Annotated in this window: 27 protein-coding genes; 19 read left to right on the top strand and 8 right to left on the bottom strand. The window is 72.3% G+C overall.

Annotation, left to right across the window (positions count from 1 at the left end; genetic code table 11):
* The first annotated feature begins 179 nt into the window (after positions 1-179).
* The 10 genes from ribD to ACWDVB_RS34250 all read left to right on the top strand — a co-directional run bounded on the left by ribD (position 180) and on the right by ACWDVB_RS34250 (position 8,672).
* A complete protein-coding gene (gene ribD / locus ACWDVB_RS34295) occupies positions 180-1,286 on the top strand; it encodes a bifunctional diaminohydroxyphosphoribosylaminopyrimidine deaminase/5-amino-6-(5-phosphoribosylamino)uracil reductase RibD (RefSeq protein WP_451518579.1) in 1,107 nt (368 codons plus the stop codon).
* A 1-nt stretch (position 1,287) separates the two neighbouring features.
* Positions 1,288-1,908, top strand: a complete 621-nt coding sequence (locus ACWDVB_RS34290) for a riboflavin synthase (RefSeq protein WP_451518560.1) — start codon at positions 1,288-1,290, stop codon at positions 1,906-1,908.
* 56 nt (positions 1,909-1,964) lie between these two features.
* A complete protein-coding gene (locus tag ACWDVB_RS34285) occupies positions 1,965-2,552 on the top strand; it encodes a nicotinamide mononucleotide transporter family protein (RefSeq protein ID WP_451518578.1) in 588 nt (195 codons plus the stop codon).
* The gene (locus tag ACWDVB_RS34280; RefSeq protein ID WP_451518559.1) at positions 2,549-3,847 is read left to right on the top strand and encodes a bifunctional 3,4-dihydroxy-2-butanone-4-phosphate synthase/GTP cyclohydrolase II; all 1,299 of its coding nucleotides are present in this window, start codon (positions 2,549-2,551) and stop codon (positions 3,845-3,847) included. Before ACWDVB_RS34285 ends, ACWDVB_RS34280 begins: the two co-directional genes overlap by 4 nt.
* Positions 3,848-3,878: 31 nt before the next feature.
* Positions 3,879-4,364, top strand: coding sequence for a 6,7-dimethyl-8-ribityllumazine synthase (ribH, locus tag ACWDVB_RS34275; protein WP_451518558.1), 486 nt, complete (start codon positions 3,879-3,881; stop codon positions 4,362-4,364).
* A 35-nt stretch (positions 4,365-4,399) separates the two neighbouring features.
* Complete coding sequence (locus tag ACWDVB_RS34270; protein ID WP_451518557.1) at positions 4,400-4,672, top strand: phosphoribosyl-ATP diphosphatase; 273 nt, start codon at positions 4,400-4,402, stop codon at positions 4,670-4,672.
* 56 nt (positions 4,673-4,728) lie between these two features.
* Positions 4,729-5,577, top strand: a complete 849-nt coding sequence (gene hisG / locus ACWDVB_RS34265) for an ATP phosphoribosyltransferase (RefSeq protein WP_451518556.1) — start codon at positions 4,729-4,731, stop codon at positions 5,575-5,577.
* 21 nt (positions 5,578-5,598) lie between these two features.
* Complete coding sequence (locus tag ACWDVB_RS34260; RefSeq protein WP_451518555.1) at positions 5,599-6,039, top strand: PH domain-containing protein; 441 nt, start codon at positions 5,599-5,601, stop codon at positions 6,037-6,039.
* A gap of 198 nt (positions 6,040-6,237) precedes the next feature.
* Entirely contained in the window at positions 6,238-7,587 is a 1,350-nt protein-coding gene (locus ACWDVB_RS34255) for a hemolysin family protein (RefSeq protein WP_451518554.1), read from the top strand.
* Complete coding sequence (locus ACWDVB_RS34250) at positions 7,584-8,672, top strand: hemolysin family protein (RefSeq protein WP_451518553.1); 1,089 nt, start codon at positions 7,584-7,586, stop codon at positions 8,670-8,672. The genes ACWDVB_RS34255 and ACWDVB_RS34250 overlap by 4 nt, the downstream gene beginning before the upstream one ends.
* 28 nt (positions 8,673-8,700) lie before the next feature.
* On the opposite strand, the gene ACWDVB_RS34245 is transcribed toward ACWDVB_RS34250, so the two are convergent.
* Both ACWDVB_RS34245 and ACWDVB_RS34240 read right to left on the bottom strand, forming a co-directional pair.
* Positions 8,701-10,638 (bottom strand): AAA family ATPase, encoded by a 1,938-nt coding sequence (locus ACWDVB_RS34245; RefSeq protein ID WP_451518552.1) that lies wholly within the window; start codon positions 10,636-10,638, stop codon positions 8,701-8,703.
* 444 nt (positions 10,639-11,082) lie between these two features.
* On the bottom strand, positions 11,083-11,748 hold the full coding sequence (locus tag ACWDVB_RS34240; RefSeq protein ID WP_451518551.1) for a uridine kinase family protein: 666 nt from the start codon (positions 11,746-11,748) through the stop codon (positions 11,083-11,085).
* Between the two features lie 223 nt (positions 11,749-11,971).
* Between ACWDVB_RS34240 and ACWDVB_RS34235 the strand changes: the two genes are divergently transcribed.
* Together ACWDVB_RS34235 and ACWDVB_RS34230 are read left to right on the top strand one after the other, a co-directional pair.
* The gene (locus ACWDVB_RS34235; protein WP_451518550.1) at positions 11,972-13,381 is read left to right on the top strand and encodes a peptidase C39 family protein; all 1,410 of its coding nucleotides are present in this window, start codon (positions 11,972-11,974) and stop codon (positions 13,379-13,381) included.
* Positions 13,382-13,418: 37 nt separating this feature from the next.
* A complete protein-coding gene (locus ACWDVB_RS34230) occupies positions 13,419-13,685 on the top strand; it encodes a hypothetical protein (RefSeq protein ID WP_451518549.1) in 267 nt (88 codons plus the stop codon).
* Positions 13,686-13,701: 16 nt separating this feature from the next.
* On the opposite strand, the gene ACWDVB_RS34225 is transcribed toward ACWDVB_RS34230, so the two are convergent.
* Positions 13,702-15,180 (bottom strand): M1 family metallopeptidase, encoded by a 1,479-nt coding sequence (locus tag ACWDVB_RS34225; RefSeq protein WP_451518548.1) that lies wholly within the window; start codon positions 15,178-15,180, stop codon positions 13,702-13,704.
* A 178-nt stretch (positions 15,181-15,358) separates the two neighbouring features.
* On the opposite strand from ACWDVB_RS34225, the gene ACWDVB_RS34220 reads away from it, so the two are divergent.
* Positions 15,359-15,505 (top strand): SCO1431 family membrane protein, encoded by a 147-nt coding sequence (locus tag ACWDVB_RS34220; RefSeq protein WP_451518547.1) that lies wholly within the window; start codon positions 15,359-15,361, stop codon positions 15,503-15,505.
* On the opposite strand, the gene ACWDVB_RS34215 is transcribed toward ACWDVB_RS34220, so the two are convergent.
* From ACWDVB_RS34215 to ACWDVB_RS34205, 3 genes are read right to left on the bottom strand one after another with little or no spacing between them, the layout of a single operon-like run.
* On the bottom strand, positions 15,483-16,394 hold the full coding sequence (locus tag ACWDVB_RS34215; protein ID WP_451518546.1) for a hypothetical protein: 912 nt from the start codon (positions 16,392-16,394) through the stop codon (positions 15,483-15,485). The genes ACWDVB_RS34220 and ACWDVB_RS34215 overlap by 23 nt on opposite strands.
* A gap of 10 nt (positions 16,395-16,404) precedes the next feature.
* On the bottom strand, positions 16,405-17,400 hold the full coding sequence (locus ACWDVB_RS34210; protein WP_451518545.1) for a DUF6114 domain-containing protein: 996 nt from the start codon (positions 17,398-17,400) through the stop codon (positions 16,405-16,407).
* Positions 17,391-18,005 carry a DUF6230 family protein gene (locus ACWDVB_RS34205; RefSeq protein ID WP_451518544.1) on the bottom strand — a complete coding sequence of 205 codons (615 nt, stop codon included), beginning with the start codon at positions 18,003-18,005 and terminating at the stop codon, positions 17,391-17,393. Before ACWDVB_RS34205 ends, ACWDVB_RS34210 begins: the two co-directional genes overlap by 10 nt.
* Positions 18,006-18,145: 140 nt before the next feature.
* Here ACWDVB_RS34205 and ACWDVB_RS34200 point away from each other — a divergent pair, with 140 nt between their 5' ends.
* Together ACWDVB_RS34200 and ACWDVB_RS34195 are read left to right on the top strand one after the other, a co-directional pair.
* Positions 18,146-18,769 (top strand): TetR/AcrR family transcriptional regulator, encoded by a 624-nt coding sequence (locus ACWDVB_RS34200; RefSeq protein ID WP_451518543.1) that lies wholly within the window; start codon positions 18,146-18,148, stop codon positions 18,767-18,769.
* A gap of 240 nt (positions 18,770-19,009) precedes the next feature.
* Positions 19,010-20,182, top strand: coding sequence for an acyl-CoA dehydrogenase family protein (locus tag ACWDVB_RS34195; RefSeq protein WP_451518542.1), 1,173 nt, complete (start codon positions 19,010-19,012; stop codon positions 20,180-20,182).
* Here the strand turns inward: ACWDVB_RS34195 and ACWDVB_RS34190 are convergent.
* Positions 20,145-20,348 (bottom strand): hypothetical protein, encoded by a 204-nt coding sequence (locus tag ACWDVB_RS34190; RefSeq protein ID WP_451518577.1) that lies wholly within the window; start codon positions 20,346-20,348, stop codon positions 20,145-20,147. The genes ACWDVB_RS34195 and ACWDVB_RS34190 overlap by 38 nt on opposite strands.
* 651 nt (positions 20,349-20,999) lie before the next feature.
* On the opposite strand from ACWDVB_RS34190, the gene ACWDVB_RS34185 reads away from it, so the two are divergent.
* Both ACWDVB_RS34185 and ACWDVB_RS34180 read left to right on the top strand, forming a co-directional pair.
* The gene (locus ACWDVB_RS34185; RefSeq protein WP_451518541.1) at positions 21,000-22,127 is read left to right on the top strand and encodes a hypothetical protein; all 1,128 of its coding nucleotides are present in this window, start codon (positions 21,000-21,002) and stop codon (positions 22,125-22,127) included.
* 29 nt (positions 22,128-22,156) lie between these two features.
* Positions 22,157-23,257, top strand: a complete 1,101-nt coding sequence (locus tag ACWDVB_RS34180; RefSeq protein WP_451518540.1) for a phosphotransferase family protein — start codon at positions 22,157-22,159, stop codon at positions 23,255-23,257.
* A 1-nt stretch (position 23,258) separates the two neighbouring features.
* Here ACWDVB_RS34180 and ACWDVB_RS34175 read toward each other — a convergent pair whose 3' ends face one another.
* Positions 23,259-23,687, bottom strand: a complete 429-nt coding sequence (locus ACWDVB_RS34175; protein WP_451518539.1) for a hypothetical protein — start codon at positions 23,685-23,687, stop codon at positions 23,259-23,261.
* Between the two features lie 211 nt (positions 23,688-23,898).
* On the opposite strand from ACWDVB_RS34175, the gene ACWDVB_RS34170 reads away from it, so the two are divergent.
* Together ACWDVB_RS34170 and ACWDVB_RS34165 are read left to right on the top strand one after the other, a co-directional pair.
* Positions 23,899-24,339, top strand: a complete 441-nt coding sequence (locus ACWDVB_RS34170; protein ID WP_451518538.1) for an Lrp/AsnC family transcriptional regulator — start codon at positions 23,899-23,901, stop codon at positions 24,337-24,339.
* 82 nt (positions 24,340-24,421) lie between these two features.
* Complete coding sequence (locus ACWDVB_RS34165) at positions 24,422-26,083, top strand: amidohydrolase (RefSeq protein WP_451612019.1); 1,662 nt, start codon at positions 24,422-24,424, stop codon at positions 26,081-26,083.
* The last annotated feature ends 69 nt before the right edge of the window (positions 26,084-26,152 follow it).

Below are 26,152 nucleotides of genomic sequence, written 5' to 3'. Positions count from 1 at the left end.
CTTGTTCCTGGCCTCGGCCAGGGGCGGTTTCCGGGATCTCCTGGGGACAGGTCTCTTTCGGCGTCGACGTGTCTCCCGATGCCGTTGCCCGTACATGTCGTCGTCATCGACAGCCCCGGAGTCCGTGCCCGAAGAGGCAGGAGGACCCGGTGGCCACCGCCGTAGCCGAAGCAGCCGCCATGCGGCGCGCCATCACGCTGGCCGCCCGCGGCCTCGGCTCCACGAGCCCCAACCCCGTAGTCGGCTGTGTCGTCCTCGACGCGTCCGGCGAGATCGTCGGCGAGGGCTGGCACCGGCGCGCCGGCGGCCCGCACGCCGAGGTCGACGCCCTGCGCGCGGCGGGCGACAAGGCACGCGGAGGCACCGCCCTCGTCACCCTCGAACCCTGCAACCACACCGGCCGCACCGGCCCGTGCGCGCAGGCCCTCATCGACGCCGGGATCGCCCGCGTCGTCTACGCGGTCGGCGACCCCGACCCCACCGCCACCGGAGGCGCGCAGACCCTCCGTACGGCCGGGATCTCCGTCGAGTCCGCCCTGCTGGAGGCGGAGGCCGCCGAGGGGAACGCCGCCTGGCTGACCTCCGTACGGCTCGGCCGCCCCCACGTCACCTGGAAGTACGCCGCCACGCTCGACGGCCGGATCGCCGCCGCCGACGGCACCAGCCGCTGGATCACCTCCGCCGACTCCCGCGCCGACGTGCACCGGCTGCGCGCCGAGTGCGACGCCGTCGTCGTCGGCTCCGGCACCCAGCGCGCCGACGACCCGCACCTCGCCGTGCGCGGCATCCAGGGCGCCGTCCAGCCGCTGCGGGTCGTCGTCGACACGAACGGCACCGCCGTCACGTCCGGCGCCCGCGTCCTGGACGGCGAGGCGCCGACGCTGATCGCCGTCGCCGACGACGCCACGCCCGCGTACGAAGGCGCGGAGACCGTCCGGCTGCCGCGCGCGGAAGAAGGCGGGTTGGACATTCCAACCCTGCTCGCCGTGCTGCACGCGCGTGGCGTGCGGTCCGTCCTCCTCGAAGGCGGCCCGACGCTCGCCGGGGCCTTCGTCGCCGCCGGCGCCGTCGACCGCGTCGTCGCCTACCTCGCCCCCGCCCTGCTGGGCGCGGGCCCCGCCGCCCTGACCGGCGGCGGAATCACCACCATCGCCGAAGCGTTGCGGCTCGACGTGAGCGAGACCGTCCGCATCGGACCCGACCTGCGCATCACCGCGACCCCCGTGACCGCGCCCCCTGTGACCGTGACCCCTGTAACCGCGACCCTCGTAGCGAAGGAGCACTGACGTGTTCACCGGAATCGTCGAAGAGCTGGGCGAGATCACCGCCGTCGAGAACCTCCCCGACGCGTCCCGGTTCCGCCTGCGCGGCCCCGTGGTCACCCAGGGCGCCAAGCACGGCGACTCCATCGCCGTCAACGGCGTGTGTCTGACGGTCGTGGAGTACGAGGGCGACGAGTTCACCGCCGACGTCATGGCGGAGACCCTGAACCGCTCCGGCCTCGGCGCGCTCACGGTCGGCTCCCGCGTCAACCTGGAGCGCCCCACCTCGGTCGGCGCGCGCCTCGGCGGCCACATCGTGCAAGGACACGTCGACGGCACCGGCACCATCGTCGAGCGCAAGCCCTCCGAGAACTGGGAGATCGTCAAGGTCTCCCTCCCCGCCGACCTCGCCCGCTACGTCGTCGAGAAGGGCTCCATCACCGTCGACGGCGTCAGCCTCACCGTGGTCGACGCGGGCCCCGACTTCTTCACCATCAGCCTCATCCCCACCACCCTCGCGCTGACCACGCTCGGCATCAAGCAGCCCGGCGACCCGGTCAATCTTGAGGTCGACATCATCGCCAAGTACGTGGAGCGCCTGCTCGGCGACCGCGTGCAGGTGCCCGCTCAGGAGGCCACCAAGTGAACTGGCTCAACGCCGAAGCCTTCACGGCCTTCGACCAGCGCATCATCTGGTCCGACATGATCGGCAACACCGTCGGCCTCCTCGCCCTCGCGCTCGGCTGGCGGCGCTCGATATGGACCTGGCCCGCCCAGCTCCTCTCCGGTGTCATCCTCGTCGCCGCGTACGCCTCCGCGGAGCTGTCCGGCGGCGTCGGCAAGCAGCTGCTCGTCATCGTCGTCGCCCTGTGGGGCTGGCGGCAGTGGACGCACGGCAGGCAGCAGGCGCAGGACGGCTCCATCGCCATCCGGTTCGCGACCTGGAAGGAGCGGGGCATCCTGCTCGGCGGCACCGCCGTCGGCACGCTCGCTGTCGGCGCCCTGTTCACCGCCGTCCCCTCGCTCTCCTGGAACCCCTGGCCGGACGCCTACATCTTCGTCGGCACGCTCACCGCGATGGTCGCCCAGGCCCGCGGCCTCGTCGAGTTCTGGTTCGCCTGGCTGCTCGTCGACGTGGTCGGTGTGCCGCTCGCCTTCAGCAGCGGCCTGGCCTTCTCCGGCCTCGTCTACGTCGTCTACCTCGCCCTTGTCCTGTGGGGCATGCGCGACTGGTGGCTGCGCTCCCGCGCGGCGGCCTCTCAGCCCGTCATGGAAGGAGCCCCCGCATGAGTGTGGCACCGGTTTGGTACAGCACCGCCCACGACGAGGACGTCTCGGACCTCTCCCTGGACCCCGTCGAGCAGGCGATCCGCGACATCGCGGCGGGCCGCCCCGTCGTGGTCGTCGACGACGAGGACCGCGAGAACGAGGGCGACCTCGTCGTCGCCGCCGAGAAGGCGACCCCCGAGATCGTCGCCTTCATGATGAGCGAGTGCCGCGGTCTGATCTGCGCGCCCATGGAGGCCGAGGAGCTCGACCGGCTGCGCCTGCCGCAGATGGTCGAGCACAACACCGAGTCGATGAGCACGGCCTTCACCGTCTCCGTCGACGCCTGTGCCGCGCACGGCGTGAGCACCGGCATCTCCGCCGCCGACCGCGCCACCACCCTTCAGCTCCTCGCCGGCGGCGAGGCCACGGCCGACGACTTCGTGCGGCCCGGCCACATCTTCCCGCTGCGCGCCAGGTCCGGCGGCGTGCTCGCCCGCAACGGCCACACCGAGGCCGCCGTCGACCTCGCCCGCCTCGCGGGCCTGCGCCCCGCCGGGGCCATCGTGGAGATCGCGGGCGAGGACGGCAGGATGCTGCGCCTGCCCGAGCTGATCCCCTTCGCCCGCAAGCATGGCCTGACGATCATCTCCATCGAGGACCTGATCGCCTACCGCCGCTCCTCGGAGCCCACCGTCCGCCGCGAGGCCGAGGTCCGGCTGCCCACCGCCTTCGGCGACTTCACGGCGTACGGCTACCGCTCCACCGTCGACGGTGTCGAGCACGTCGCCCTCGTCCACGGCGACATCGGCGAGGGCGAGGACGTCCTCGCCCGGCTCCACTCCGAGTGCCTGACCGGCGACGTCTTCCACTCCCTGCGCTGCGACTGCGGCCCGCAGCTCCAGGAGTCCATGCGGCGCATCACCGAGGAGGGACGCGGCATCGTCGTCTACCTCCGCGGCCACGAGGGGCGCGGCATCGGCCTGCTCTCCAAGCTGCGCGCGTACGAACTCCAGGAGCGCGGCAGCGACACCCTCGACGCCAACCTGGAGCTCGGCCTGCCCGCCGACGCCCGGGACTACGGCGCGGGCGCGCGCATCCTGGACGACCTCGGCGTGCGGGGCGTACGCCTGATGACCAACAACCCCGACAAGGTCGACGCCGTCCTGCGGCACGGTTTGAAGGTCACCGGACGCGAGCCGATGCCCGTCCAGGCCGGCGAGCACAACCTCCGCTACCTGCGCACCAAGCGGGACCGGATGGGCCACGACCTGCCCTGGCTCGACGCCCCCGGCGTCTCCGCCTGCGGCAACCAGTAAGCAACGAGCAACCGGACCGAAGGAGAAGCGCGTGAGCGGCAAGGGCGCACCCGAACTGAGCGTGAAGAACTGCGGCGACCTGCGGGTCGCGGTGATCGCCGCGCAGTGGCACGAGAAGGTCATGGACGGCCTCGTCGACGGCGCCCTGCGCGCCCTGGGCGAGCTGGGCATCAGCGAGCCGACGGTCCTGCGCGTGCCGGGCAGCTTCGAGCTGCCGGTCGTCGCGAAGGTCCTCGCCGAGCGCGGCTACGACGCGATCGTGGCGCTCGGCGTCGTCATCCGCGGCGGCACCCCGCACTTCGAGTACGTGTGCCAGGGCGTGACGCAGGGCCTCACCCAGGTCTCCGTGGACACCGGCGTCCCGGTCGGCTTCGGCGTGCTGACCTGTGACACCGAGGAGCAGGCCCTCGACCGCGCGGGCATCGAGGGGTCCAGCGAGGACAAGGGGCACGAAGCGGTCACCGCGGCCGTGGCGACCGCGACCACGCTCCGTACCGTCTCCGAGCCCTGGCGCTGAGCGGCGCGGCGCGGGCGCGTAGAGTGAACGACATCATGTCCAAGAAGACTTTCGAGGAGCTCTTCGCCGAGCTCCAGCACAAGGCCGCCACCGGCGACCCCGCGACCTCCCGCACCGCCGAGCTGGTGGACAAGGGCGTCCATGCCATCGGCAAGAAGGTCGTCGAGGAGGCCGCCGAAGTCTGGATGGCCGCCGAGCACGAGGGCAAGGAAGCCGCCGCCGAGGAGATCTCGCAGCTGCTCTACCACGTCCAGGTGATGATGGTCGCCCGCGGCATCTCCCTCGACGACGTGTACGCCCACCTCTGAGCCGTACGCCACCCGAGCCGGCTCGACCCACCTACCAAGCAAAGGAATCCGACCTCATGCTGCGCATCGCCGTGCCCAACAAGGGTTCACTGTCCGGACCTGCGTCGGCGATGCTCCATGAGGCCGGATACCAGCAGCGCAAGGAGTCCAAGGAACTCGTCCTCGTCGACCCCGAGAACGAGGTCGAGTTCTTCTACCTGCGCCCCAAGGACATCGCCATCTACGTCTCGGGCGGCAAGCTCGACATCGGCATCACCGGCCAGGACCTGCTGGTCGACTCCGGTGCCAACGCCGAGGTGATCCTGCCGCTCGGCTTCGCCCGCTCCACCTTCCGCTTCGCCGCGAAGCCGGGCACGGCCAGCACCATCGAGGACCTCGCCGGCAAGACGGTCGCCACCTCCTACGAGGGCATCGTCGCCAAGCACCTCGCGGACCACGGCGTCGACGCCTCCGTCGTCCACCTCGACGGCGCCGTCGAGACCGCCATCGAGCTGGGCGTCGCCCAGGTCATCGCGGACGTCGTGGAGACCGGCACCTCCCTGCGCAACGCGGGCCTCGAGGTCTTCGGCGAGCCGATCATGAAGTCCGAGGCGGTCGTCATCCGGCGCGCCGGCGCCGACGGCGACGACACGAAGGTGCAGCAGTTCCTGCGCCGTCTCCAGGGCGTCCTGGTCGCCCGGTCGTACGTGATGATGGACTACGACTGCCGCGCCGAGCACCTGGAGCAGGCCGTCGCCCTCACCCCGGGCCTCGAATCGCCGACCATCTCCCCGCTGCACAACGAAGGCTGGGTGGCCGTGCGCTCCATGGTCCCCGCCAAGGAGTCGCAGCGCGTCATGGACGACCTGTACGCCCTCGGCGCGCGGGCCATCCTGACCACCGCCATCCACGCCTGCCGTCTCTGAACAGGCCGGAGCACGCACCTCATGTCTGACCTTCCCGAGCTTCCTGTCACCTTCCGGCCGCAGCGGACCCGGGCCGTCCTGCTCACCGCGGGGGCCGTGCTGTTCGTCGTCCTCACGGTGATCGCCCTGCTGCTGCCCAAGCTCAGCCCGGGGGAGCGGACCAGCTTCGTCTTCACCGGCGCGCTGCTCTTCGGCGTGCTCGCCCTGCTCAGCAGGCCCAGGGTCGTCGCCGACGAGTCCGGCGTGACCGTCGTCAACATCGTGACCGGCCGCCGTCTGGCCTGGGCCGAGATCGTCCAGGTCACCCTCCGCCCCGGCGACCCCTGGGTGTTCCTGAACCTCAGCGACGGCACCAGCCTGCCCGTCCTTGGCATCCAGCCCGGCATCGCCCGGCAGCAGGCCATCGCCGACTCCCGGGCCCTGCGTGCACTCGTGGACGCCCGTTCGGCGCTGGGGGACTGACGTTCCGCGTCGGGTCTTGATTAATCTGGGGGCGGGGTACGCAAGGTGTGCCGCCCCGCCCCTGACGGGCCCGCCCGGCCCACAGGGGCTCCTGCTATCCGAGGAGTGACTCCCTCCGGCGATGGACGGATCGTCCTGTAGTACCTGCGCCGCCCCCTCCCGACATACCGGGACCCGTACGACCTGGGAGGCGGCGGCATGACAGTCCCCCTCCTGCTCCTCGGGGCGGCATTCCTGCTGATTCTCGCCAACGGCTTCTTCGTGGCGGCCGAGTTCGGCCTCGTCACCGTGGAGCGGCCCGACGCGGAGAAGGCCGCGGCCGACGGCGACCGCCGCGCCCGTACGGTCGTCAGTGCCCTCAAGGAGCTGTCCTTCCAGCTCTCCGGCACCCAGCTCGGCATCACCATCACCTCGCTCGTCGTCGGCATGCTCGCCGAACCGGCCCTCGCGCACCTGCTCGCGGGCCCGTTCACGGCGATCGGTGTCCCCGAAGGCGCCGTCGGCGGTGTCTCCGTGGTCGTCGGCATGCTGCTCGCGTCCGCGGTGCAGATGGTCATCGGTGAGCTGGTGCCCAAGAACTGGGCGGTCTCCAGGCCGCTGCAGGTCGCGCGGTTCGTCGCGGGCCCGCAGCACGCCTTCTCGCGGCTGCTGAGGCCCGTGATCGCCCTCCTGAACGCGGTGGCCAACCGTCTGGTGCGCGCCCTCGGCGTCGAGCCCACCGAGGAGCTGGCCTCGGCCCGCACCCCCGGCGAACTGGTCTCCCTGGCCCGGCACTCGGCGCTCGCCGGCGCCCTGGAACAGGACACGGCCGACCTGTTCGTACGCACGCTCTCCCTCGGCGAGCTGACCGCGCAGCACGTGATGACGCCGCGCGTGAAGGTCAGCGCGCTGCAGTCGTCGGCGACCGCCGAGGACGTGGTGAACCTGACGCGCGCCACCGGCCTCTCCCGCTTCCCGGTCTACCGCGAGCGGATCGACGAGATCGTCGGCATGGTGCACCTCAAGGACGCCCTCGCGGTGCCCGCGCACGACCGGCTGCGCACCCCGGTGAGCCGCATCGCGCGGTCCCCGCTCCTGGTCCCCGAGACGCTGCCCGTGCAGCCCCTCCTGGGGCGGCTGCGCAGCGAGCAGCCGATCGCCGTCGTCGTCGACGAGTACGGCGGCACGGCGGGGGTGGTCACCCTGGAGGACATCGTCGAGGAGCTCGTCGGCGAGGTGCGCGACGAGCACGACCTGCTCGATGTGCCCGAGCTGTGCGCGGCGCCGTCCGAGGACGGCAGGCCCGCGTGGGACGCCGACGGCAGCTGCCGCGTCGACACGCTCCGGCGCATCGGGCTCGATGTGCCCGAGGGCCCTTACGAGACCGTGGCGGGCCTGGTCGCCGACCTGCTCGGCCGCATCCCGGCCCCCGGCGACCGGGCGGAACTGCCGGGCTGGCGGCTCGCGGTCCGGCAGGTCGGGCACTACCGCGCCGAGCGCGTCAGGATCGTCAAAACCGTCAGAACGGCGGAGGCCCCGGCCCCCGTAGCCGCGGAGGCACTCCGATGAGTCTGCTGCAACTCCTCTTCGCCCTCCTGCTGGTGCTCGCCAACGGCTTCTTCGTCGGCGCCGAGTTCGCGCTCGTCTCCGTGCGCCGCAGCCAGATCGAGCCCCTGGACTCCAAGCGGGCCCGCCAGGTCCTCTACGGCCTCGAACACCTGCCGCAGATGATGGCGGCCGCCCAGTTCGGCATCACCGTCTGCTCGCTGACGCTCGGCGCCGTCGCCGAGCCGACCGTCGCGCGTCTCCTGGAGCCGCTCTTCCACGCGGTCCACCTTCCCGAGGGCATGATCCACCCCCTCGGCTATGTGATCGCGCTCGCCGTCGTCGTCTTCCTGCACCTCGTCATCGGCGAGATGCTCCCGAAGAACCTCGCGATGGCGGCCCCTGAGAAGACCGCGCTCTGGTTCAGTCCTGGCCTGGTCGCCTTCGCCCGCCTGTGCCGGCCGGTGACGGTGGCGCTCGGGGCGTGCGCGCGGGTCGTCCTCAAGCTCTTCGGGGTGGAGCCCAAGGACGAGGTCGAGGCGGTCTTCACCAGCGAGCAGCTCAACCGCCTCGTGGAGGACTCCGGCCAGGCGGGTCTGCTCGGCCCCGAGGAGCAGGAGCGCCTGGAGGACGCCCTGGAGCTGGGCTCGCGCCCGGTGACGGACGTGCTGCTCGACCGCGCGTCGCTGGTGACGGTGGACGCCGCGGTCACCCCGGGCCAGGTCATCGGGCTGACCGGGCGCACCGGCTACTCCCGCTTCCCGATCCGCGCGGAGAACGGCGCCTTCATGGGCTACCTCCACGTCAAGGACGTACTGGATCTGGAGGAGACCGACCGGGCCGTGCCGCAGCAGGTCTGGCGCCCGATGACGACGCTGCGGGCGGAGCTCCCGCTCGACGACGCCCTGACCGTGATGCGCCGCGCCGCGACGCACCTGGCGCAGGTCGCCGACGCCTCGGGCAAGGTGCTCGGCCTGGTCGCCCTGGAGGACGTCCTTGAACTCCTGGTCGGCGAGGTCCGCGACCCGGCGCACCGGGTCGCGGTGCCCCGCAGGGCCCAGGAGCCCGAGGGCGCCCGCGAAACCCTGGACGGCGCCCTCGTGGGATGACCGATGGGACGCGGGCCGCGCCCGGGGCTCAGATCCCCGGCGTGTCCTGCGGCCCCCGCCCCGAGAGCACCTCTCCGTACGCTTGCATCAGATCAGGGAGCCGCAGCGTCGACAGGTCGTCGCGGCCCGGCTCGCCCGGGTATCCGGAGAGCCGCAGATCGCGGTAGGCGCAGCTCTTCTCGTAGAGGGTGCGCAGGAAGCGGCCGTTGCCCAGCTCGTCGATCCATGCCTGGTCGACGACGTGCCCGCTGATGGAGCGCAGCTCTTCGAGCGCCTCCTCGTCCCATACGTCGCCGTTGTCGGCGGCCAGCACCTCGCCGATGGCGGTCAGTTCGAGAGGGCGGTACGAGGGGAAGTCGACGCGCGTCGTGAAGCGCGAGGACAGTCCGGGGTTCGCGGCGAGCAGCCGGTCCATGCCCTCGGGGTAGCCCGCGAGGATCACGACGAGGTGGTCGCGGTTGTCCTCGGCGCGCTTGAGGAGGACCTGGAGGGCCTCGTCGCCGTACGCGTCGCCCTTGCCGTAGCCGGAGTTGGAGAGGGAGTACGCCTCGTCGACGAAGAGGACGCCGCCGATCGCCGAGTCGATCAGTTCGTTGGCCTTCACGGCGGTCTGGCCGAGGTACTCGCCGACCAGGTCGGCGCGTTGCGCCTCCACCAGGTGGTCGCCGCCGAGCAGCCCGAGCGCGTAGAAGACCCGGCCGAGGATGCGGGCCACGGTGGTCTTGCCGGTGCCCGAGGGGCCGGAGAAGACGAAGTGTCGTTTCGGCGGCTGCACGGGAAGGCCCTGCGCGGCCCGCAGGCGCGCCATGTGCAACTGTGCGGAGAGCGCCTTGACCTGGCGCTTCACCGGCTCCAGGCCCACCATGCCCTCCAGTTCGGAGAGCGCCGCCTCCAGCAGCGCGGGGTCGGTGGGACCCGGCGGCAGCTGCGAGGGGCCCGGCTTGATCGGGATGACCGCCTTCTCGCGGACGGTGTCGGCCTCGGAGGGCCCCGTGGAGCCGTTCTGCCCGGGCGGCCCGTTCTGTCCGGGCGGGCCGTCGGGTCCGGCCGGGCCGCCGCCCGTCGGCGGTTCGGGGTCGGTGACCTTCACGTCGCGGCCCTCGGCGCCGAACAGGACGTCGATCCCGTCGGGCCCCTCCAGTGCGTCCTGGCCCCCGCCGGCCAGGCTGATCGCGGCGGCCAGGTCGGCCGCCTCGTCGTAGCCGTCGCCCTCGGCGATCGCCGCGAGCCGCGCGGAGGTGTCCATGAAGGAGGAGTCGACCCGGTGCACCGCCCGGTACAGGGGCAGGGCCGCGGCCGAGCGTCCGGTGCCCTCGTGCGCGCGGGCCAGCCAGTAGCGCAGCTCCTTGCGCTGGGGCTGCTCGCTGCGGCACCGCATCAGGGCGGCGGACAGCAGCGGCTCCGCCTGCCCGTACATCTCCAGGCGCACCCGGGCCATGCCGCCGAAGAGGCCGGCCTCGATGCCCAGCATCGGGTCGTCGATCACCGGGTCCGTGTGCCGCACCAGCTGCTCCCAGTCCTTGACCAGGTAGGAGCGGCAGGCGTGCAGGAAGCGCACCTGGGGGTCCGCGTCGACGGGCGGCAGACCCGCGAGGGCCCGGTCGAGCTCGGGGACGTGGCGGCCGTCCAGCCAGTGCGAGGCGTGCGCGAGCAGCAGATCGCGTGCGCTCTCCAGGACGGGCTGGACCCACCAGCCCAGCCAGTACCAGGAGTTGAGGGTGCGCCTGTGCCGTGCCCGCTGCTCCCCGAACCGGTCCCGGTGCTGGAACATCCGCAGCAGCGCCGTCGTCGTGTCGATGCGCAGCGCGTGCAGCCCGAGCCAGCCGTCGGCCATCCCGGGATCCATCCGGACCGCCGTACGGAACTCCTCCTCCGCCTGTGGATAGGCGCCCATCGTGTAGGCGTCGACGCCCCTCAGCCAGGCGAGGTCGGCCGGGGCGGGTGAGCCCACCGCGTCGAAGTCCATCACGTCCCCCACAAACCGTGCCCCCGTTTGCGTACCACCGGGCCGGTGCCCGCCGGCCACTTCGCTGAACCGCCGTGCTGCGGACGGGAGTTGATTCGGCGCGCAGAGCAGCCGTCCGAAAAGGCGCACCGATAGGCATCGTACCTGCGGGGGAGCGGTCGGCCGTAGGGTGCCGCACGGGGAGATCGGCCGGGAAAGGCCGCTGAGGAGTGGCCCTGATGGTGACCGAGGGTGAGCGGATGGCGGCTCGTGGCGGTCGGAAATCGGGCGCGAAAGGCAGAACGAAGCCCCCGATCACGGGGGAACAACCGGGGGCTTCGCGTCTGCGGGCGGCCTCGAAAGACCGCACATTCAGAACGTAAGTCCTGTAAGGCCCCTCGGTCAAGCGGAGTTGGGGCACTCATGAAAACTCGCCGGGTCGAGTGGAGACGGCTTTCCGAGGGTTCAGCGGATCGCCGATGACTCATCACCGTGTGTGACGACTTCGGTTCCGACCGGCGCCCCACTGGGACCCGGCAGCACCACGTATCCCTCTGGGCACTGTCGTACCAAAAGGTCGGCGAAGGGCCGGGACGGGTCATCGGCGAAGTGCCGGAGTTCCGCCGGCTCCCATCCGTCCCAGAAGTCCCGCTGGACCACCCCGTCCCGGTGGCGCCCCCGCCGCCACGCCTCCTCACGCGCCACGTCCATCCACAGCAGGGCCGCGAGGTGCGCCCGCAGGGCGCGGCGGCCCGCGCCGACCCCCTCGACGATCACCACGGGCGCGGGCTCCACGGTCTCCCCGGCGGGGCCGAAGCGGCGCTCGTTCCAGTCGTACGTGGCGTGGCGCGCCGTCTCGCCGCGGGAGAGCGGTCCGAGGATCTGCCGCCGCAGCCGCTCCGTCCAGCCGAACAGCTCGTCGTGGCTCGCGATGTCGTCGAGCCGCAGCACCGGCGCGCCGCCGAGCGCCTCGGCCAGGCGCCGCGCGAACGTCGACTTCCCCGAGCCCGCGTGTCCGTCCACGGCGATCAGCCGGACCGGGCCGCAGGAGGGCGGCAGGCGGCGCAGGGCGGCCGCGAGACGGGGGAGCGAGGCCGGCGGGGTCTGCGGGGCGCGCGGGTCAGGGGTCATCACCGGCAAGCGTACGACCGCGGAAGCAGGTGTTCCGCGCGCCGCCGCTGGTCATGCCAGTGGTAGAGGCCAATATTGGTGCGCACGGCGGTGCCCGAAGCGCTGGCAGAAGTCGGCCGGGACCGGCCATAGTTGGCCCACTTCCGTGCACCTGGCCCACTCCCCGTACCTGATCCGCCCCTTCCGGATCCCGCCGGAAACCACGTCGACTGGGGGTCCCCCGATGGACCGAGCTGACCGCTTCGACAGAGCCGACCGCTTCGACCGAGCTGACGACATGTCCCGCAGAACCGTGCTCGCCACGGCCGCCGCGGTGGCCGCCCTCGCGGCGACCGCCGCCCCCGCCCTGGCCGCGGGCGCCCCGACGGGCTCGCGCCGCACGCCTCGCGCCGACCGCCTCGTGGACAACCGCTTCTGGACCTCGTGCGCGGACTGGCGCACCGGCACCGCCGAGGGCACCACCGCCGTCACCGGATCACGCCCCGGCCTGCGGATCGCGAAGCCCGCGGGCCGCACCGACTACACCGACCCGCACACCGGCAAGTCCGCCACCTGGGAGTACGCCCGGTGGACCTCGTCCACGCACCGCCCCACCACCCCCGCCACGGAACTCATCGCCTCCTGGAACGCGCGCACCCCCGCCGGGACCTGGCTCCAGGTCGAGCTGCGGGGCACGTACACGGACGGGACGGACAGCCCCTGGTACGTGATGGGCCGCTGGGCCTCGGGCGACGACAAGGAGACCGACATCCGGCGGACCTCGGTCGACGACCAGAGTGACGGCAAGTCGACGGTCTGGACGGACACGCTCTCCGTGGACGACGCGGACGCGGGGCCGCACGTCGTCTCGTACCAGCTGCGCCTGACGCTGTACCGCAAGCCCGGCGCCACCGCGACCCCCACCGTCTGGCGGCTCGGCGCGATGGCCTCGGCGGTCCCCGACCGCTTCACGGTCCCCGCCTCGGAGCCGGGCCTCGCCAAGGAGCTGGCGGTCCCGCGGTACTCGCAGGACATCCACATCGGCCAGTACCCGGAGTACGACAACGGCGGCGAGGCCTGGTGCAGCCCCACCTCCTCGCAGATGGTCATCGAGTACTGGGGGCGCGAGCCGGAGCCCGAGGACCTGGCCTGGGTCGACCCCTCCTACGACGACCCGCAGGTCTGCCACGCGGCCCGGTACACCTTCGACTACCAGTACGACGGCTGCGGCAACTGGCCCTTCAACGCGGCGTACGCGGCGACGTACAAGGACCTCCAGGGCGTCGTGACGCGCCTCGCCTCGCTGACCGAGCTGGAGTCGCTGATCGCCGCGGGCATCCCGGCCATAACGTCCCAGTCGTTCCTCAGGGAGGAGCTGACGGGCGCCGGGTACGGCACGGCGGGCCATCTGATGACGGTCATCGGCTTCACGGCCGACGGTGACGTGATCGCCAACGACCCGGCGTCGCCGAGCAACCCGGCGGTGCGCCGCGTGTACGAGCGGCGCGAGTGGGAGAACATCTGGCTGCGGACCAAGCGCTACAACGCCACCGGCAGGGTCGTCTCCGGCACCGGCGGCGTCTGCTACCTGTACTTTCCCGTCAAGCTCTCCGCGCGCCAACGTGAGGCGCTGGCCGCCGTAGGGATCCGCTGAGCTGAGCCGGAGGGCCATGTCCCTACAATCCGGCCTGATGAGGCGACATGTGCAGTTCACCGAGCAGGCCGGGCGGTTCCGCGACCACATACCGCCCGGCGACCGCGAGAAGCTCCTGCGCATCGTCGACAGGATCGTCGCCGACCCCGAGGGCCCGGGTACCGACCTCGCCAACATCGCGGACTCGATCACCCGCTCCGTCTGCGAGGACCACGTCATGGTGGAGTACGTGGCGACGACGTACGCCGTGATCATCGTGGAGGTCGACATCTACGACCACACCCGGGGCTACAACGACTTCTGACCCCGACAGGGGCCGCTCACGTCACCGGATCGACCACCCAGTCCGGGTGCCCCGGCATCGGCGGGGTCTTCGCGCCGTACAGCCAGGGGCGCAGGAAGCCCTCCAGGTCCTCGCCGGCGACCTTCGACGCCAGGTCGACGAAGTCCTGGGTGCTCGCCGCGCGCCCCTTGAAGCCGCTCACCCAGGCGCGCTCGATCTTCTGGAACGCCGCGTCGCCGACCTGCTCGCGCAGCGCGTACAGGACGAGCGCGGAGCCGTCGTAGCGCATGCGCTTGAAGAGGTTGGGCTCGGTCGGCTCGGCGGGGGCGCCGAAGTCCTCGCGCCACTGGTCGTGCGCCGCGTACGCGGTCTTCATCGCGGCCTCGAAGCTGTCGCCGCCGTTCGCCTCGGAGTACAGACGTTCGTAGAAGCGGGCGTGTCCCTCGCTCACCCACAGGTCCGACCAGCTCTTGAGGGCCACGCTGTCGCCGAACCACTGGTGGGTCAGCTCGTGCACCAGGTTCCGCTCGGCGTCGACCTTCGTGCCGAGCAGATCGGCCTTGGGGACGAGGGAGAGCGTCTGCGTCTCCAGGGCCACACCGAGGTCGGTGTCGCCGACCAGGACGCCGTAGCGGTCGAAGGGGTAGGGGCCGAGCCTCTCCTCCAGCCACTTCAGGTGGTCGGGGGTGAGCTTTCGGTACTCGGCCGTCGGCTCGACCAGGGCCTCCGGGACGACGTCACGCAGCGGCAGCCCGCCCGGCCCCTCGCTGTCGACGAGCTCGAACTTCCCCACCGCCAGCTGGACCAGCTGCGTGGAGAGCGGCTGCTCAGAGTCGTACGTCCAGCGCACCCGGCCGCCGGGGGCCTGGGTGCGCGAGACCAGCTTGCCGTTGGCGACGGCCGTGCGGTCGCCCGGCGTGGTGATGCGGAAGGTGATCGGCGCGCGCCGACTCGGGTGGTCGTTGGCCGGGAAGATCAGCCGGGCGCCGTTCGGCTGGGGGTAGACCACCGCGCCGTCGGGCGTGGGTATCCAGCCGTAGTCCTCGATCGCGTCGTCGCGGTGCCGGGTCTGGGTCGGGTCGGCGGTGTAGGTCACCTTGACCGTGAAGGAAACGCCCTCCCGGATCGGGGACTTGGGCGTCACGGTCAGCTCGTCGCCCTCACGGGACGCGCCGGCCTTCGAGCCGTTCACCGTCACGGCGTGCAGGGTGTTGCCCGCGAAGTCCAGGTTGAAGCGGGAGAGCGCCTGCGTGGAGGTGGCCCTGATGGTCGTCGTCGCCTCGAACGGCGTCTTCGGCGCCTGCCAGTCGAAGTCCAGGTAGTAGCGGTCGACCCGGTACCCGCCGTTCCCGTCCAGCGGGAACATCGGGTCGCCGAGGCCGGGCGCGCCCGGCGACGGCTTCCCGGTGGCGGCCGGGGCGGCCTGCGAGACGGGCGCGGTGAGGGCGGCCGCCGCGGTGATCGCGGCCACGAGGGAGAACCGCGCCCGGCGGTGGGTCGTCCGGTTGGTGCTCATCAAGAACCTCTCGGTCGGATGCTGCTGCACGGACGTACGTCGTGTCCCGTCCTGGACGCACGGCGCTCCGCCCGAGTTGTGGGTGACCAAGCTCTCTCCCACAAGGCCGCGTCCGGCTGGCATGGTGGAGAGGCCGAGTGGGGGAGACCCACTGCCAGCCGAACGTCAGCGAGAAGACATGACCGCGACCTCTGCCACCGCCATCCGCGCGGGCGCCCGCACCGGCGGCCCCAAGGAAGACGGGCCCACCATCCTGGAACACCTCGCGGGCTGGACCCTCGTCGTCGTCCTCGCGATGCTCGTCACGCAGGCCGGTCTGCTGTGACCCCGCTCCCGTAACCCCCTGTGTCGTCCGCGTCGGCCCGCCAGTGCCGGTGCGGGACGCCCACCAGGCCGTACAGCCACCGCACCGGCGACCGCCCGTGCAGGAGTGTGAGCCCCGCCACCACCGCGAACAGCGGCAGGCCGAGCCACCCGCCGACCAGGCGCACCAGCACGCTCGCGAAGAGCGCGCCCACGAACGGCAGGCCGTAGACGCCGGCGGCCGCGATGGCGATGCCGAGGATCCTCGGCACCTTGCGGTCCTCGTCGGCACCCGGCAGCGACCAGCCCTCCATGAGCCAGCCGATCTCGGTCATCAGCATGGTGCCGATCACCGCGGCCCCGAAGAGCAGCAGCGCGAGGAACGTCCCGGACGTCAGGAAGTCCAGTACGTGATTGACGACACTGTCCCTTCGCCAGTCCGCGAAGTCCTCGGCGCCGGGTGAGAGGAGACGCTCGTACCCCCGGCCGTCCCAGCCGTGGACGAGCGTCCCGAACAGCAGGAAGTACCCGCCCACGCAGTTCAGGTACGCCCAGTAGCCCGCCCCCACGAGCACCAGCGCCTGCGCCACGAGGAAACCGAGGATCGCGGCGACCGGGATCCCGCCCGCGTAGAAGAGCACGAACCCCGCCCACACGCCCTCTTGGCCGTCCGCGACGTGCATGGTCGCCCACGCGGGGTTCTGCCACAGCAGGAAGAGCCCCGTCGGCACCATCAGGACGGCGGCGAACAGCGCGGTCAGCGCCAGATACGGATTGGCGGCCCGGCTGCGCGTGCGCGGCCCCTCGCCCGCGTTGATCCGCTCCCACACCTGCAACTGGCGCCCCGCGGAGAGCGCGAACGTCGCGCCGACCGCGTACGCCCAGAAGAGGGCGGCCTGGATCTGGATCATGTCGCGCCCCTCATGCCGAGGCCCTGAGGGAGAGACCGCCCGCCACGATCGAGTCCGAGGTGACCAGCGCCTGCTCGGCGCTCACGTCCGTCATGAAGACGAACGGCGGAATGATGGGCGGCACCGGCAGCTTGTCGGGCGTGAAGGTCAGGCAGAGGAGACCTTCGAGGCACCCCTTGAACTTGGTCAGATAGAGCGTGACCGAGCCGCTCAGGTCCAACGTGTCCGCCCCCAGGGCGAGTTCCTCGCCTCCGTCCCGTGTCCTCAGCTCGTAGTCGGTGAGCGAGGCGGCCCTCATCCGCAGCACCATGACCTTCAGCGGGCCGTCCGCGGTCCGGATCTCGGTGACACCGGCCAGCGTGAAGCCCTGCGGCGCGAAGAGCGTGGTGGTGACGGTCGGCGGGGTCCTCGGCGCCACGATCGACTCGGCGGCGCCCGGGGCGGCGCGCGGAACGGCCTTCGCGGGGCTCCCGTTCGCGATCCCCGCGACGATCACCACGGGCAGCAGCACGGCGAGCGTCCGCGTGCCCTGCCCGTCCCGGGCCCTCGGCCGCGCCGGGTCCTCCTCGGCGTCCTCGGGCACCGGCGTCCAGCCGAAGCCCATGGCGCTGCCCGCGATGCCGAGGAGCATGCCGACGAGGAACCCACCGAGGTTCGTGGCCGCGAACGACAGCACCGAGAGGATCAGGGCGTTGAGACTCACGTAGTGGTGCGTGTGCGGCAGGAACCACAGGAACAGGCCCGCCACCACCAGCGCGATCCCGATGCCGAGCGCCGCGATCCCGCCGAGCCCGAGGCTCACCAGGACCGTCAGCGGGGAGAGCGGCACGAGCAGCAGCTCGGCGCCGCCGAGGATCAGCAGCAGCCCGCCCCAGAAGGGCCGCGTCCGCCGCCACCTGCGGACGGTCCGCCGCTGCTCGGGCCAGGGCAGCCGCCGGTCGAGCGGGCCGCCGCCGTCCTTGCGGAAGGGTCTGACGCCGCCTCTGCCGCCGCCGGTCAGAAGCACTTCTTGCCGCCGAGGCTGACGTCGACCCGCATGCCCTTGAGCCGGAAGTTCCCGCCGGTCGCCGACCAGGCGTGCGACTTCACCCCGGAGACCGTGATGTCCCCGGCCTGGAGCCCGAACTTGCCCCGCTCGCCCTTCACCCCGGGCACCGCGTCCAGCGTCGAGGCGTCCCGGCCGATCTGCGCGGTGCCGAAACGGGCGTCGCCGACCAGGTCCTCGCCGTCGATGATGAGGTTGCTGGCGGTGACCTCGCCCGCGTCGCCGCCCGCCGTCAGCTTGAAGACGACGGTGCCGACGGGCGTCTTGACCTCGGCGGCCTGGCAGATGTCGGAGAGGGTGGCGTCACCGATCCCGAGGAGCGCCACCGGGTGCCCCTTGCCGTCGATGTCCCGGTCCGTCTGGACGTACGAGGACAAGCCGTCGCTGGTCAGCTTGCCCGACGAGACCTGGAAGCTGGTGCCCGACACGGCGAAGGACGCGGCGAGCGCCCCCTCGGCCATCACGGAGGCCATCACACCGACGGCCAGGACGGCCGGCAGGGCCACCACGGCCGTCTTCTTCCAGGAGGTTCTGCCCTCGCGTAACGCGTCGCGTGCTGCGCTCACTGTCTTCCTCCCGTACGTCGTTCCGCGTCGTCAAGCGTGCGTAAGGGGAGTGCGTGAAGCGCCTGCGGGAGCCGGCCGGCGGGTGGCGCGGTTCTGCCATACTGCGGACATCCCGAGGCAGTTGGAGACTAGGGCCGAAATTGAATAATAGTCAACAGCGCGGCACCGACCGCTCCGTGGCGCGGCGCGCCGAACTCATCGCCACCGGCCGGAAGCTGTTCGCCGACACGTCCTACGACGCGCTGTCGATGGACGACATCGCGAAGCAGGCGGGCGTCGCCAAAGGGCTGATCTACTACTACTTCAAGTCCAAGCGCGGCTACTACCTCGCCATCATCGAGGACTCCGTCGCCGACCTCGTCGCGCGCGCAGGGCGCCACGACGACCTCCCGCCCGTGGAGCGCGTCCAGCGCACCATCGACGGCTATCTGCGCTACGCCGAGCACCACCAGGCGGCCTACCGCGCGATCGTCAGCGGCGGCGTCGGCTTCGACGCCGAGGTGCTCGCGATACGGGACGGCGTGCGGGAGGCGATGATCGGGACGATCGCCGAAGGGACGTACGGCCGCAAGGACATCCCGTGTCTCGCCCGCACCGCGCTGCTCGGCTGGCTGTGCAGCGTCGAGGGCATCACGCTCGACTGGATCGCCCACCGGGGCCTGCCGCGCAACACGGTCCGCGAACTGCTCGTGCGCACGCTCGGGGACACGCTGCGCGTCATCGAGGACTTCGAGCCGTCCTACCCGGCGCCGTCGCGCCCATGAAGCGGCCCGGAGCAATGGTTCGTACCAACTCGGCGGCGCGTGTCGATCCGGAGACATCTTTCGAGTAAGCGGTCGTTAACTAGTGACGGGGTGCCGCCGATCGGGCATACTCAACGCGCCGCAGCCGCTGGTCAGCCGCTTCCGTGACCCGGAACGAGGACCCTGGCTCGGCACTGTTTCCGGCGTCGCCGCCTCACCCTGCGCGGGCGTCCGCCGTAGCCCCACAGGGAGGAGAGCGTCATGCCCGACCACGCCCCGCAGCCGGTGGACCGTCAGCTGCCCACGGATGAGGCCAGGGATCTGCTCTCGCTCGTCCGGGACCTCGTCCGGCGTGAGATCGCCCCGCGGGCGGCCGAGGAAGAGGAAGCCGGCCGCTTCCCGCGCGAGGTCTTCACCCTGCTCTCCGAGTCCGGCCTGCTCGGACTCGCGTACGACTCCGAATTCGGCGGCGGCGATCAGCCCTACGAGGTGTACCTCCAGGTCCTTGAGGAGCTCGCCGCCGCGCGCCTGACCGTCGGCCTCGGCGTCAGCGTCCACTCCCTGTCCTGCCACGCGCTCGCCGGGTACGGCACCAAGGAGCAGCAGACCGAGCACCTGCCGGCCATGCTCGGCGGCGGCCTCCTCGGCGCCTACTGCCTCTCCGAGCCCGCGTCGGGATCGGACGCCGCGTCGCTGCGCACGAAGGCCGTGCGGGACGGCGACAACTGGGTCGTCGACGGTACCAAGGCCTGGATCACGCACGGCGGAGTCGCCGACTTCTACACCGTGCTGGCCCGCACCGGCGGCGAGGGCGCCCGAGGCGTCACGGCCTTCCTGGTGCCGGGCGACGCCGAGGGGCTGAGCGCCGCGCCGCCCGAGAAGAAGATGGGCATGAAGGGCTCGCCCACCGCCCAGATCCACTTCGACGGTGTCCGCGTCCCGGACTCCCGCCGCATCGGGGACGAGGGCCAGGGCTTCGCCATCGCGCTCTCCGCGCTCGACTCGGGGCGCCTCGGCATCGCGGCCTGCGCCATCGGCGTGGCCCAGGCGGCGCTGGACGAGGCGCTCGCGTACGCCACCGAGCGGCGGCAGTTCGGCCGGCCGATCGCGGACTTCCAGGGTCTGCGGTTCATGCTCGCGGACATGGCGACGCAGATCGAGGCGGGCCGTGCCCTCTATCTGTCGGCGGCCAGGCTGCGCGACGCGGGCAGGCCGTTCGCCAAGCAGGCGGCCATGGCCAAGCTGCTGTGCACGGACGCCGCGATGAAGGTGACGACGGACGCCGTGCAGGTCCTCGGGGGCTACGGCTACACCGCCGACTTCCCCGTGGAGCGCTTCATGCGCGAGGCGAAGGTGCTGCAGATCGTCGAGGGCACCAATCAGATCCAGCGCATGGTCATCGCCCGTCACCTCGCGGGTCCCGAAACGCGCTGAACTGGCCGCGGGACACGGTCGGCGACACGAGCCGGACCCACTCCGGGTCGTGCCGCCCGGGCAGCGTCCGGCCGCGGTCGGCCCAGTGGCGGAGCAGGGCGCGGTAGATCGGCGGGTCGTGGGGCTGGGGCTGCTGGGGGCGTGGCGGCTGCGGGTGGGGTGGCAGGTGCGTTTGGGGCCGGCGTGGCTGCTGGTATGCCTGCGGTGGAGCTGGCTGGTGCTGGGGCGGCTGGTGCTGGGGCGGCTGGTGCACCGGGGGCTGGTGCCTCGCGGGTTGGTGCACCGCGGGTTGGTGCACCGGGGCCTGGTGCCTCGCGGGTGGGTGCACCGCGGCCTGGTGCATCGCAGGCTGGTGCATGGGGGGCTGGCGTGGCTGCTGATACGGATGCTGGCGCGGCTGCTGATACGGCTGTTGGCGCGGGTCGACCGGCTGAGACCGCTGGGAAACCGATTCTGCGGAGGCGGGCACCGTCACCAGGGTGCGCCGCCGATGGGCGGTGGGGACGTGCGTGGGGCCCATGTCCGTGGGGGTCATGCCGGGCCAACGCCCACCGCGGCGCCGAAGTCACCGCCCCGCGGATTAGGGCGTCAGTCCACGGCGTCCGCGTGTCGGGCGGCGTGCGCCGGAGCACGGTCACGCGGACGGTCCTGGGGCGTGGTCGCGCGGACGGTCCTGGGGTGTGGCCGCGCGGACGCCCAGGAACCCGGCCGACACGCGTATGGCTCCGTTCCGCGAACTGACGTACCGTCATCCCCGCGCCGGAGGGCCCACCGCCTCCCGCCACCCTGAACTGCCGTGCGCCCAGGGAGGTCTGCCGTGGAAGACGACCGTCCGGTACCGCTCGACGAGTACCCCGTGCACCAGGTCCCCCTGTCGATGAAGCACGTCGCGACGGGCGACCGCAACGCCTACGACCGGTGCATCTTCCACCTCTTCGACCACACGGGCCACGCCCTGCTCATCCTCGGCCTCGGCGTCTATCCGAACACCGGTGTCATCGACGCCTACGCCACCCTCCGCACCGGCGACACGCTCCACGCCGTACGCGCCAGCGACGCCCTCGGTGACGACCGGACGAACCTCTCCGTCGGGCCGCTGCGCATCACCGTCGACGAACCGCTGCGCCGCCTGCGTCTGCGGTGCGCCGCCGATCCGGACGACCCGGCGGCCCTGTCGTACGACCTCACCTGGACCGCCGACTTCCCCGCCCTGTGGGAGCCGCACCACATCCAGCGGCGCGGCGCCCGGCTCACCCTCGAAGGGCGCCGCTTCGTCCAGGCGGGCCGCCCCTCCGGAGTGATCCGCGCGGGCGGCGCGGAGATACCCGTGGCGGCGGGGGAGTGGACCGCGACCCGCGACCGCAGCTGGGGGGTGCGGCCCATCCCCGGCGAGGAGCGCGGGCGCCTGGAGGAGGAGTTCGCCACCGAGGGCTTCCACTGGATCTGGTGCCCGGTGCGCTTCGACGACCGCTTCCTGATGGTCATCGCCCAGGAGGACGCGGACGGCTACCGCACGCTCAACGACGCCACCCTCGTCCGCCCCGGCCTGCGCGACCGCCAACTCGGCTGGCCCCGGGCCGACATCACCTACCGCTCCGGCACCCGCCACCCCGAACACGCCGTCATCCACCTCACCGACCCCGACGACCGCAAGCCCCTGGAGCTCGGCGTGGAGACCCTGGCCTCGCTCCCGCTGGCCGTGGGCGCCGGCTATCCGCCCGCCGACGACTGGCAGCACGGCACCTGGCGCGGCCGCGACTGGACCGACCGGCGCACCTACGACCTCTCGGACCCCGCGGCCCACGCCCTGGCCGCGTACGGCGTCATCGACCACGCCGCGCGCTTCACCCTGGGTGGGCGCACCGGATACGGCATCTTCGAGCACGGCAGCTTCGGCCGCCACGACCCGAGCGGTTTCACGGGATTCGACTCCGTGGCGCCCTGAGGACACGGGCAGGAGGAAGGAGTACGGACATGGCATCGGCGCCCCGCCCCCGCACCACCACACGCGACCCGGAGGAACTCGCCCGCCGCCTCACCGCCTGGCTCGACACCCGCCTGCCCGGCGCCGAAGCGGTCGACGTGAGCGTCCCCGCGTCCAACGGCATGTCCAGCGAGACCCTGCTCTTCACCGTCGAGCACCCCGAACCGCCCCTGCGGGCCTGCGCGTTACGGCTGGCGGCCGACCCGGCGGCGTACACGATCTTCCCCGTCTACGACATGCCCCGCCAGTACCGCACGATGCGGCTCGTCGCCGACCGCACGGACCTGCCGGTGCCGCGCGTGCTGTGGCTGGAGAAGGACCCCGGGCCGCTCGGTGCGCCCTTCTTCGTCATGGAGCGGGTCGAGGGCCGCGTCCCGCCGGACGTCATGCCTTACACGTACGAGGGAAACTGGCTGCACGCCGCGACGGACGGCGAACGCGCGCACCTGGAGGAGGCTTCGGTCCGGATCGTGGCCCGGCTGCACGACCAGGTCCCGGTCGGCGAGGCGCGGTTCCTCGCACTGCCCGGCGAGGGCGGCCCGCTGCGCCGCCATGTCCGGGCCCAGCGCGCCTACTACGCATGGGTGGTGCGCGGACTGCCCCGCTCACCCCTGATCGAGAGCGCCTTCGACCGCCTTGAGGAACTGTGGCCGCACACCGAGGGCGCTCCCGTGCTCAACTGGGGCGACGCGCGCATCGGCAACATCGTCTACGACGGCTTCGAGCCCGCCGCCGTCCTCGACTGGGAGATGGCGGCCCTCGCCCCGCGCGAGGTCGACCTCGGCTGGACGGTCTATCTGCACCGCTTCTTCCAGGATCTGACGGTGAGTTCCGGCCAGCCGGGGCTGCCGGACTTCCTGCGCCGCGACCGCGTCGAGGAGGCGTACGCGAGGCTCACCGGCCACACCCCGCGGGCCATGGACTTCTACACGCTGTACGCGGCGCTGCGGCACGCGATCGTCATGCTGCGCGTCGCCTACCGCCAGGTCCACTTCGGCGAGGCCGCGGCGCCCGCGGCTCCCGAGGACGCGGACACGCTGATCCTGCACCACGGCAGCCTCGCGGCCATGGTGCAGGGCAGCTACTGGTGAATCAGGCGGCGGGCCGCTGCTGTCCGGGCACGCGGATGGGGCGCGAGTCCGCGCCGCCCGCGTGCGAGAACGGCTTCGTCCGCCAGTCGAGTCCCTGAGGGAGCGTCAACAGCAGGGCGGTGTCCTGCTCCTGAGCCTCCATCGACTCGTCGGTGGGTGTGGCGTCCGTGGCGGCGCGGCCGGTACCGCCACAGACCGTGAGCCCGAACGGGTTCCACGGATTGGGGCACAGCGCGTGCTCGGGCAGGACGTCCTCGTCGGCCAGGAGTGCGATCGGCTGCCCGCAGTCGGGGCAGTTCACGCGGTACATCTCAAAGGTGTCGTACGCGTCGAGAAGGGCGTCAGCCGGTTCGACGCCCTCCGGCTCGGGCTCGGCGACCTGCTGCTGCTTGGCGCGAGTGGACCTGCCGGGGCGCTTCAAATTCTGCATGGGACTCTCCCCCTTGGGTGGGCCGACAAGGCGCTGCGGCCTCGACCACAGCAAGCACTTCCCGTCCCGTCGTAGAGGTAATCGTGGCATCCCATCGGACACGGGCAAGGGGGTGTGGTGTTCGTCACATGCCCAGGGGAGTTGCTCCTCCGCACGGACCCTTCGGGCGCTCGGGTATCCGGGGGGATCAAGAGCCCTGTAGGTTCGGCGCATGGAGGAGCTGGACCGACAGATCGTGCAGCTGCTCGTCAAGGACGGGCGGACGAGCTACACCGACCTGGGCAAGGCCACGGGCCTGTCCACGTCGGCCGTGCATCAGCGGGTGCGCCGCCTTGAGCAGCGAGGAGTCATCCGCGGCTATGCCGCGGTCGTCGACCCCGAGGCCGTGGGGCTCCCGCTCACGGCGTTCATCTCGGTGAAGCCGTTCGACCCCAGCGCACCCGACGACATCGCCGAACGCCTCGCCGGCGTCCCGGAGATCGAGGCGTGCCACAGCGTCGCGGGCGACGAGAACTACATCCTCAAGGTGCGCGTCGCCACACCACTGGAACTGGAGCACCTGCTGAGCCGTCTGCGCGCGCTCGCCGGTGTCTCCACGCGTACGACCGTCGTGCTCTCCACGCCCTATGAGGCCCGCCCGCCACAGCTCTGAGCGCACGCGCTTTCTACGGACGTACGGCCGTACCCGGTGCCCCCCGCGCCGGGCGCCCGCCCACAGGGGTGAGACTGGACCCATGAGCCAGAGCACCGCCCCCTGGAACGACGCCCAGGACCCCGAGGCCCCCCAGAACCACCGCACCGTGCTGCTGCGCGGCGGCGACGTCCACAGCCCCGCCGATCCGTTCGCCACCGCGATGGTCGTCGAACGCGGCCACGTCGCCTGGGTCGGCTCCGAGGGCGCCGCGGACGCCTTCGCCGACGGTGTCGACGAGGTCGTGGATCTCGAAGGTGCCCTGGTCACCCCCGCGTTCACGGACGCCCACGTGCACACCACGGCCACCGGCCTCGCCCTGACGGGCCTGGACCTGTCCGGGGCCCGGTCGCTGGACGACGCGCTCGTTCTCGTACGCGAACACACCGCCGCACGTCCGCACGACACCGTCCTGCTCGGCCACGGCTGGGATGCCGCCCGCTGGCCCGGCGGCCGGCCCCCCACGCGCGTGCAGCTCGACGAAGCCACCGGCGGCCGGCCGCTCTACCTCTCCCGCATCGACGTCCACTCGGCCGTGGCCAGCACCGCGCTGCTCGACCTGGTGCCCGGCATCACCGAGCGCGCGGGCTTCCACCCGGACGCCCCGCTCACCGCCGACGCCCACCACGGGGTGCGCGCCGCCGCCCTGGCCGCGATCACGCCCCGGCAGCGCACCGAGGCCCAGCGCGCGGCCCTGCGGCGCGCCGCCTCGCTCGGCATCGGCTCCGTGCACGAGTGCGGGGGGCCCGAGATCTCCGGCGAGGACGACTTCACCGGGCTGCTGCGGCTCGCCGCCGACGAGCCGGGACCGCGCGTCCTCGGCTACTGGGCCGAGCAGGGCGACGAAGGCGTGGCCCGCGCCCGTGAGTTGGGCGCCGTCGGCGCCGCCGGCGACCTCTTCGTGGACGGCGCCCTCGGCTCGCACACCGCCTGCCTGCACGAGCCGTACACCGACGCCGCCCACACCGGCACGGCCCACCTGGACGCCGCCGCCGTCGCCGCCCACGTCGTGGCGTGCACCGACGCGGGCCTCCAGGCGGGCTTCCACGCCATCGGGGACGCCGCGGTGAGCTCTGTGGTGGATGGGCTGCGGCTGGCCGCCGAGAAGGTCGGCCTGGCCCGCGTGCGCGCCGCCAGGCACCGCGTGGAGCACGCGGAGATGCTCACCCCCGAGACGATCGCGGGGTTCGCCGAGTTCGGGCTCACCGCGTCCGTCCAGCCCGCCTTCGACGCCCTGTGGGGCGGCGAGGACGGCATGTACGCCCAGCGCCTCGGCGCCGAACGGGCCCGCACCCTCAACCCGTACGCGGCCCTCCTGCGCACCGGCGTGCCCCTCGCCTTCGGCTCCGACAGCCCCGTCACGCCGCTCGACCCCTGGGGCACGGTCCGCGCCGCCGCCTTCCACCGCACACCCGAGCACCGCGTCTCCGTGCGCGCCGCGTTCACCGCCCACACCCGGGGCGGCTGGCGCGCCGTCGGCCGCGACGACGCGGGCGTCCTGGTGCCCGGCGCACCCGCGGACTACGCCGTGTGGCGCACCTCCGATCTGGTGGTGCAGGCCCCCGACGACCGCGTGGCCCGCTGGTCCACCGACCCGCGCTCGGGCACGCCCGGCCTGCCCGACCTGTCGCCGGGCGCCCCGCTGCCCGCCTGCCTGCGCACCGTGGTGGCCGGACAGCCGGTGTACGTGGGGCCGGACGAGTGATGTCACGGCGGTGGGGGGGGGCCGGCCGCCGCCCCCCCCCGCGCGCCGCCGCACGCGAAGAAGCGACCA

It is taken from the genome of Streptomyces sp. NPDC003379 (assembly GCF_053589195.1).
Note: the sequence above shows the minus strand (reverse complement) of the source record. Positions and strands in the feature narration are given on the sequence as shown.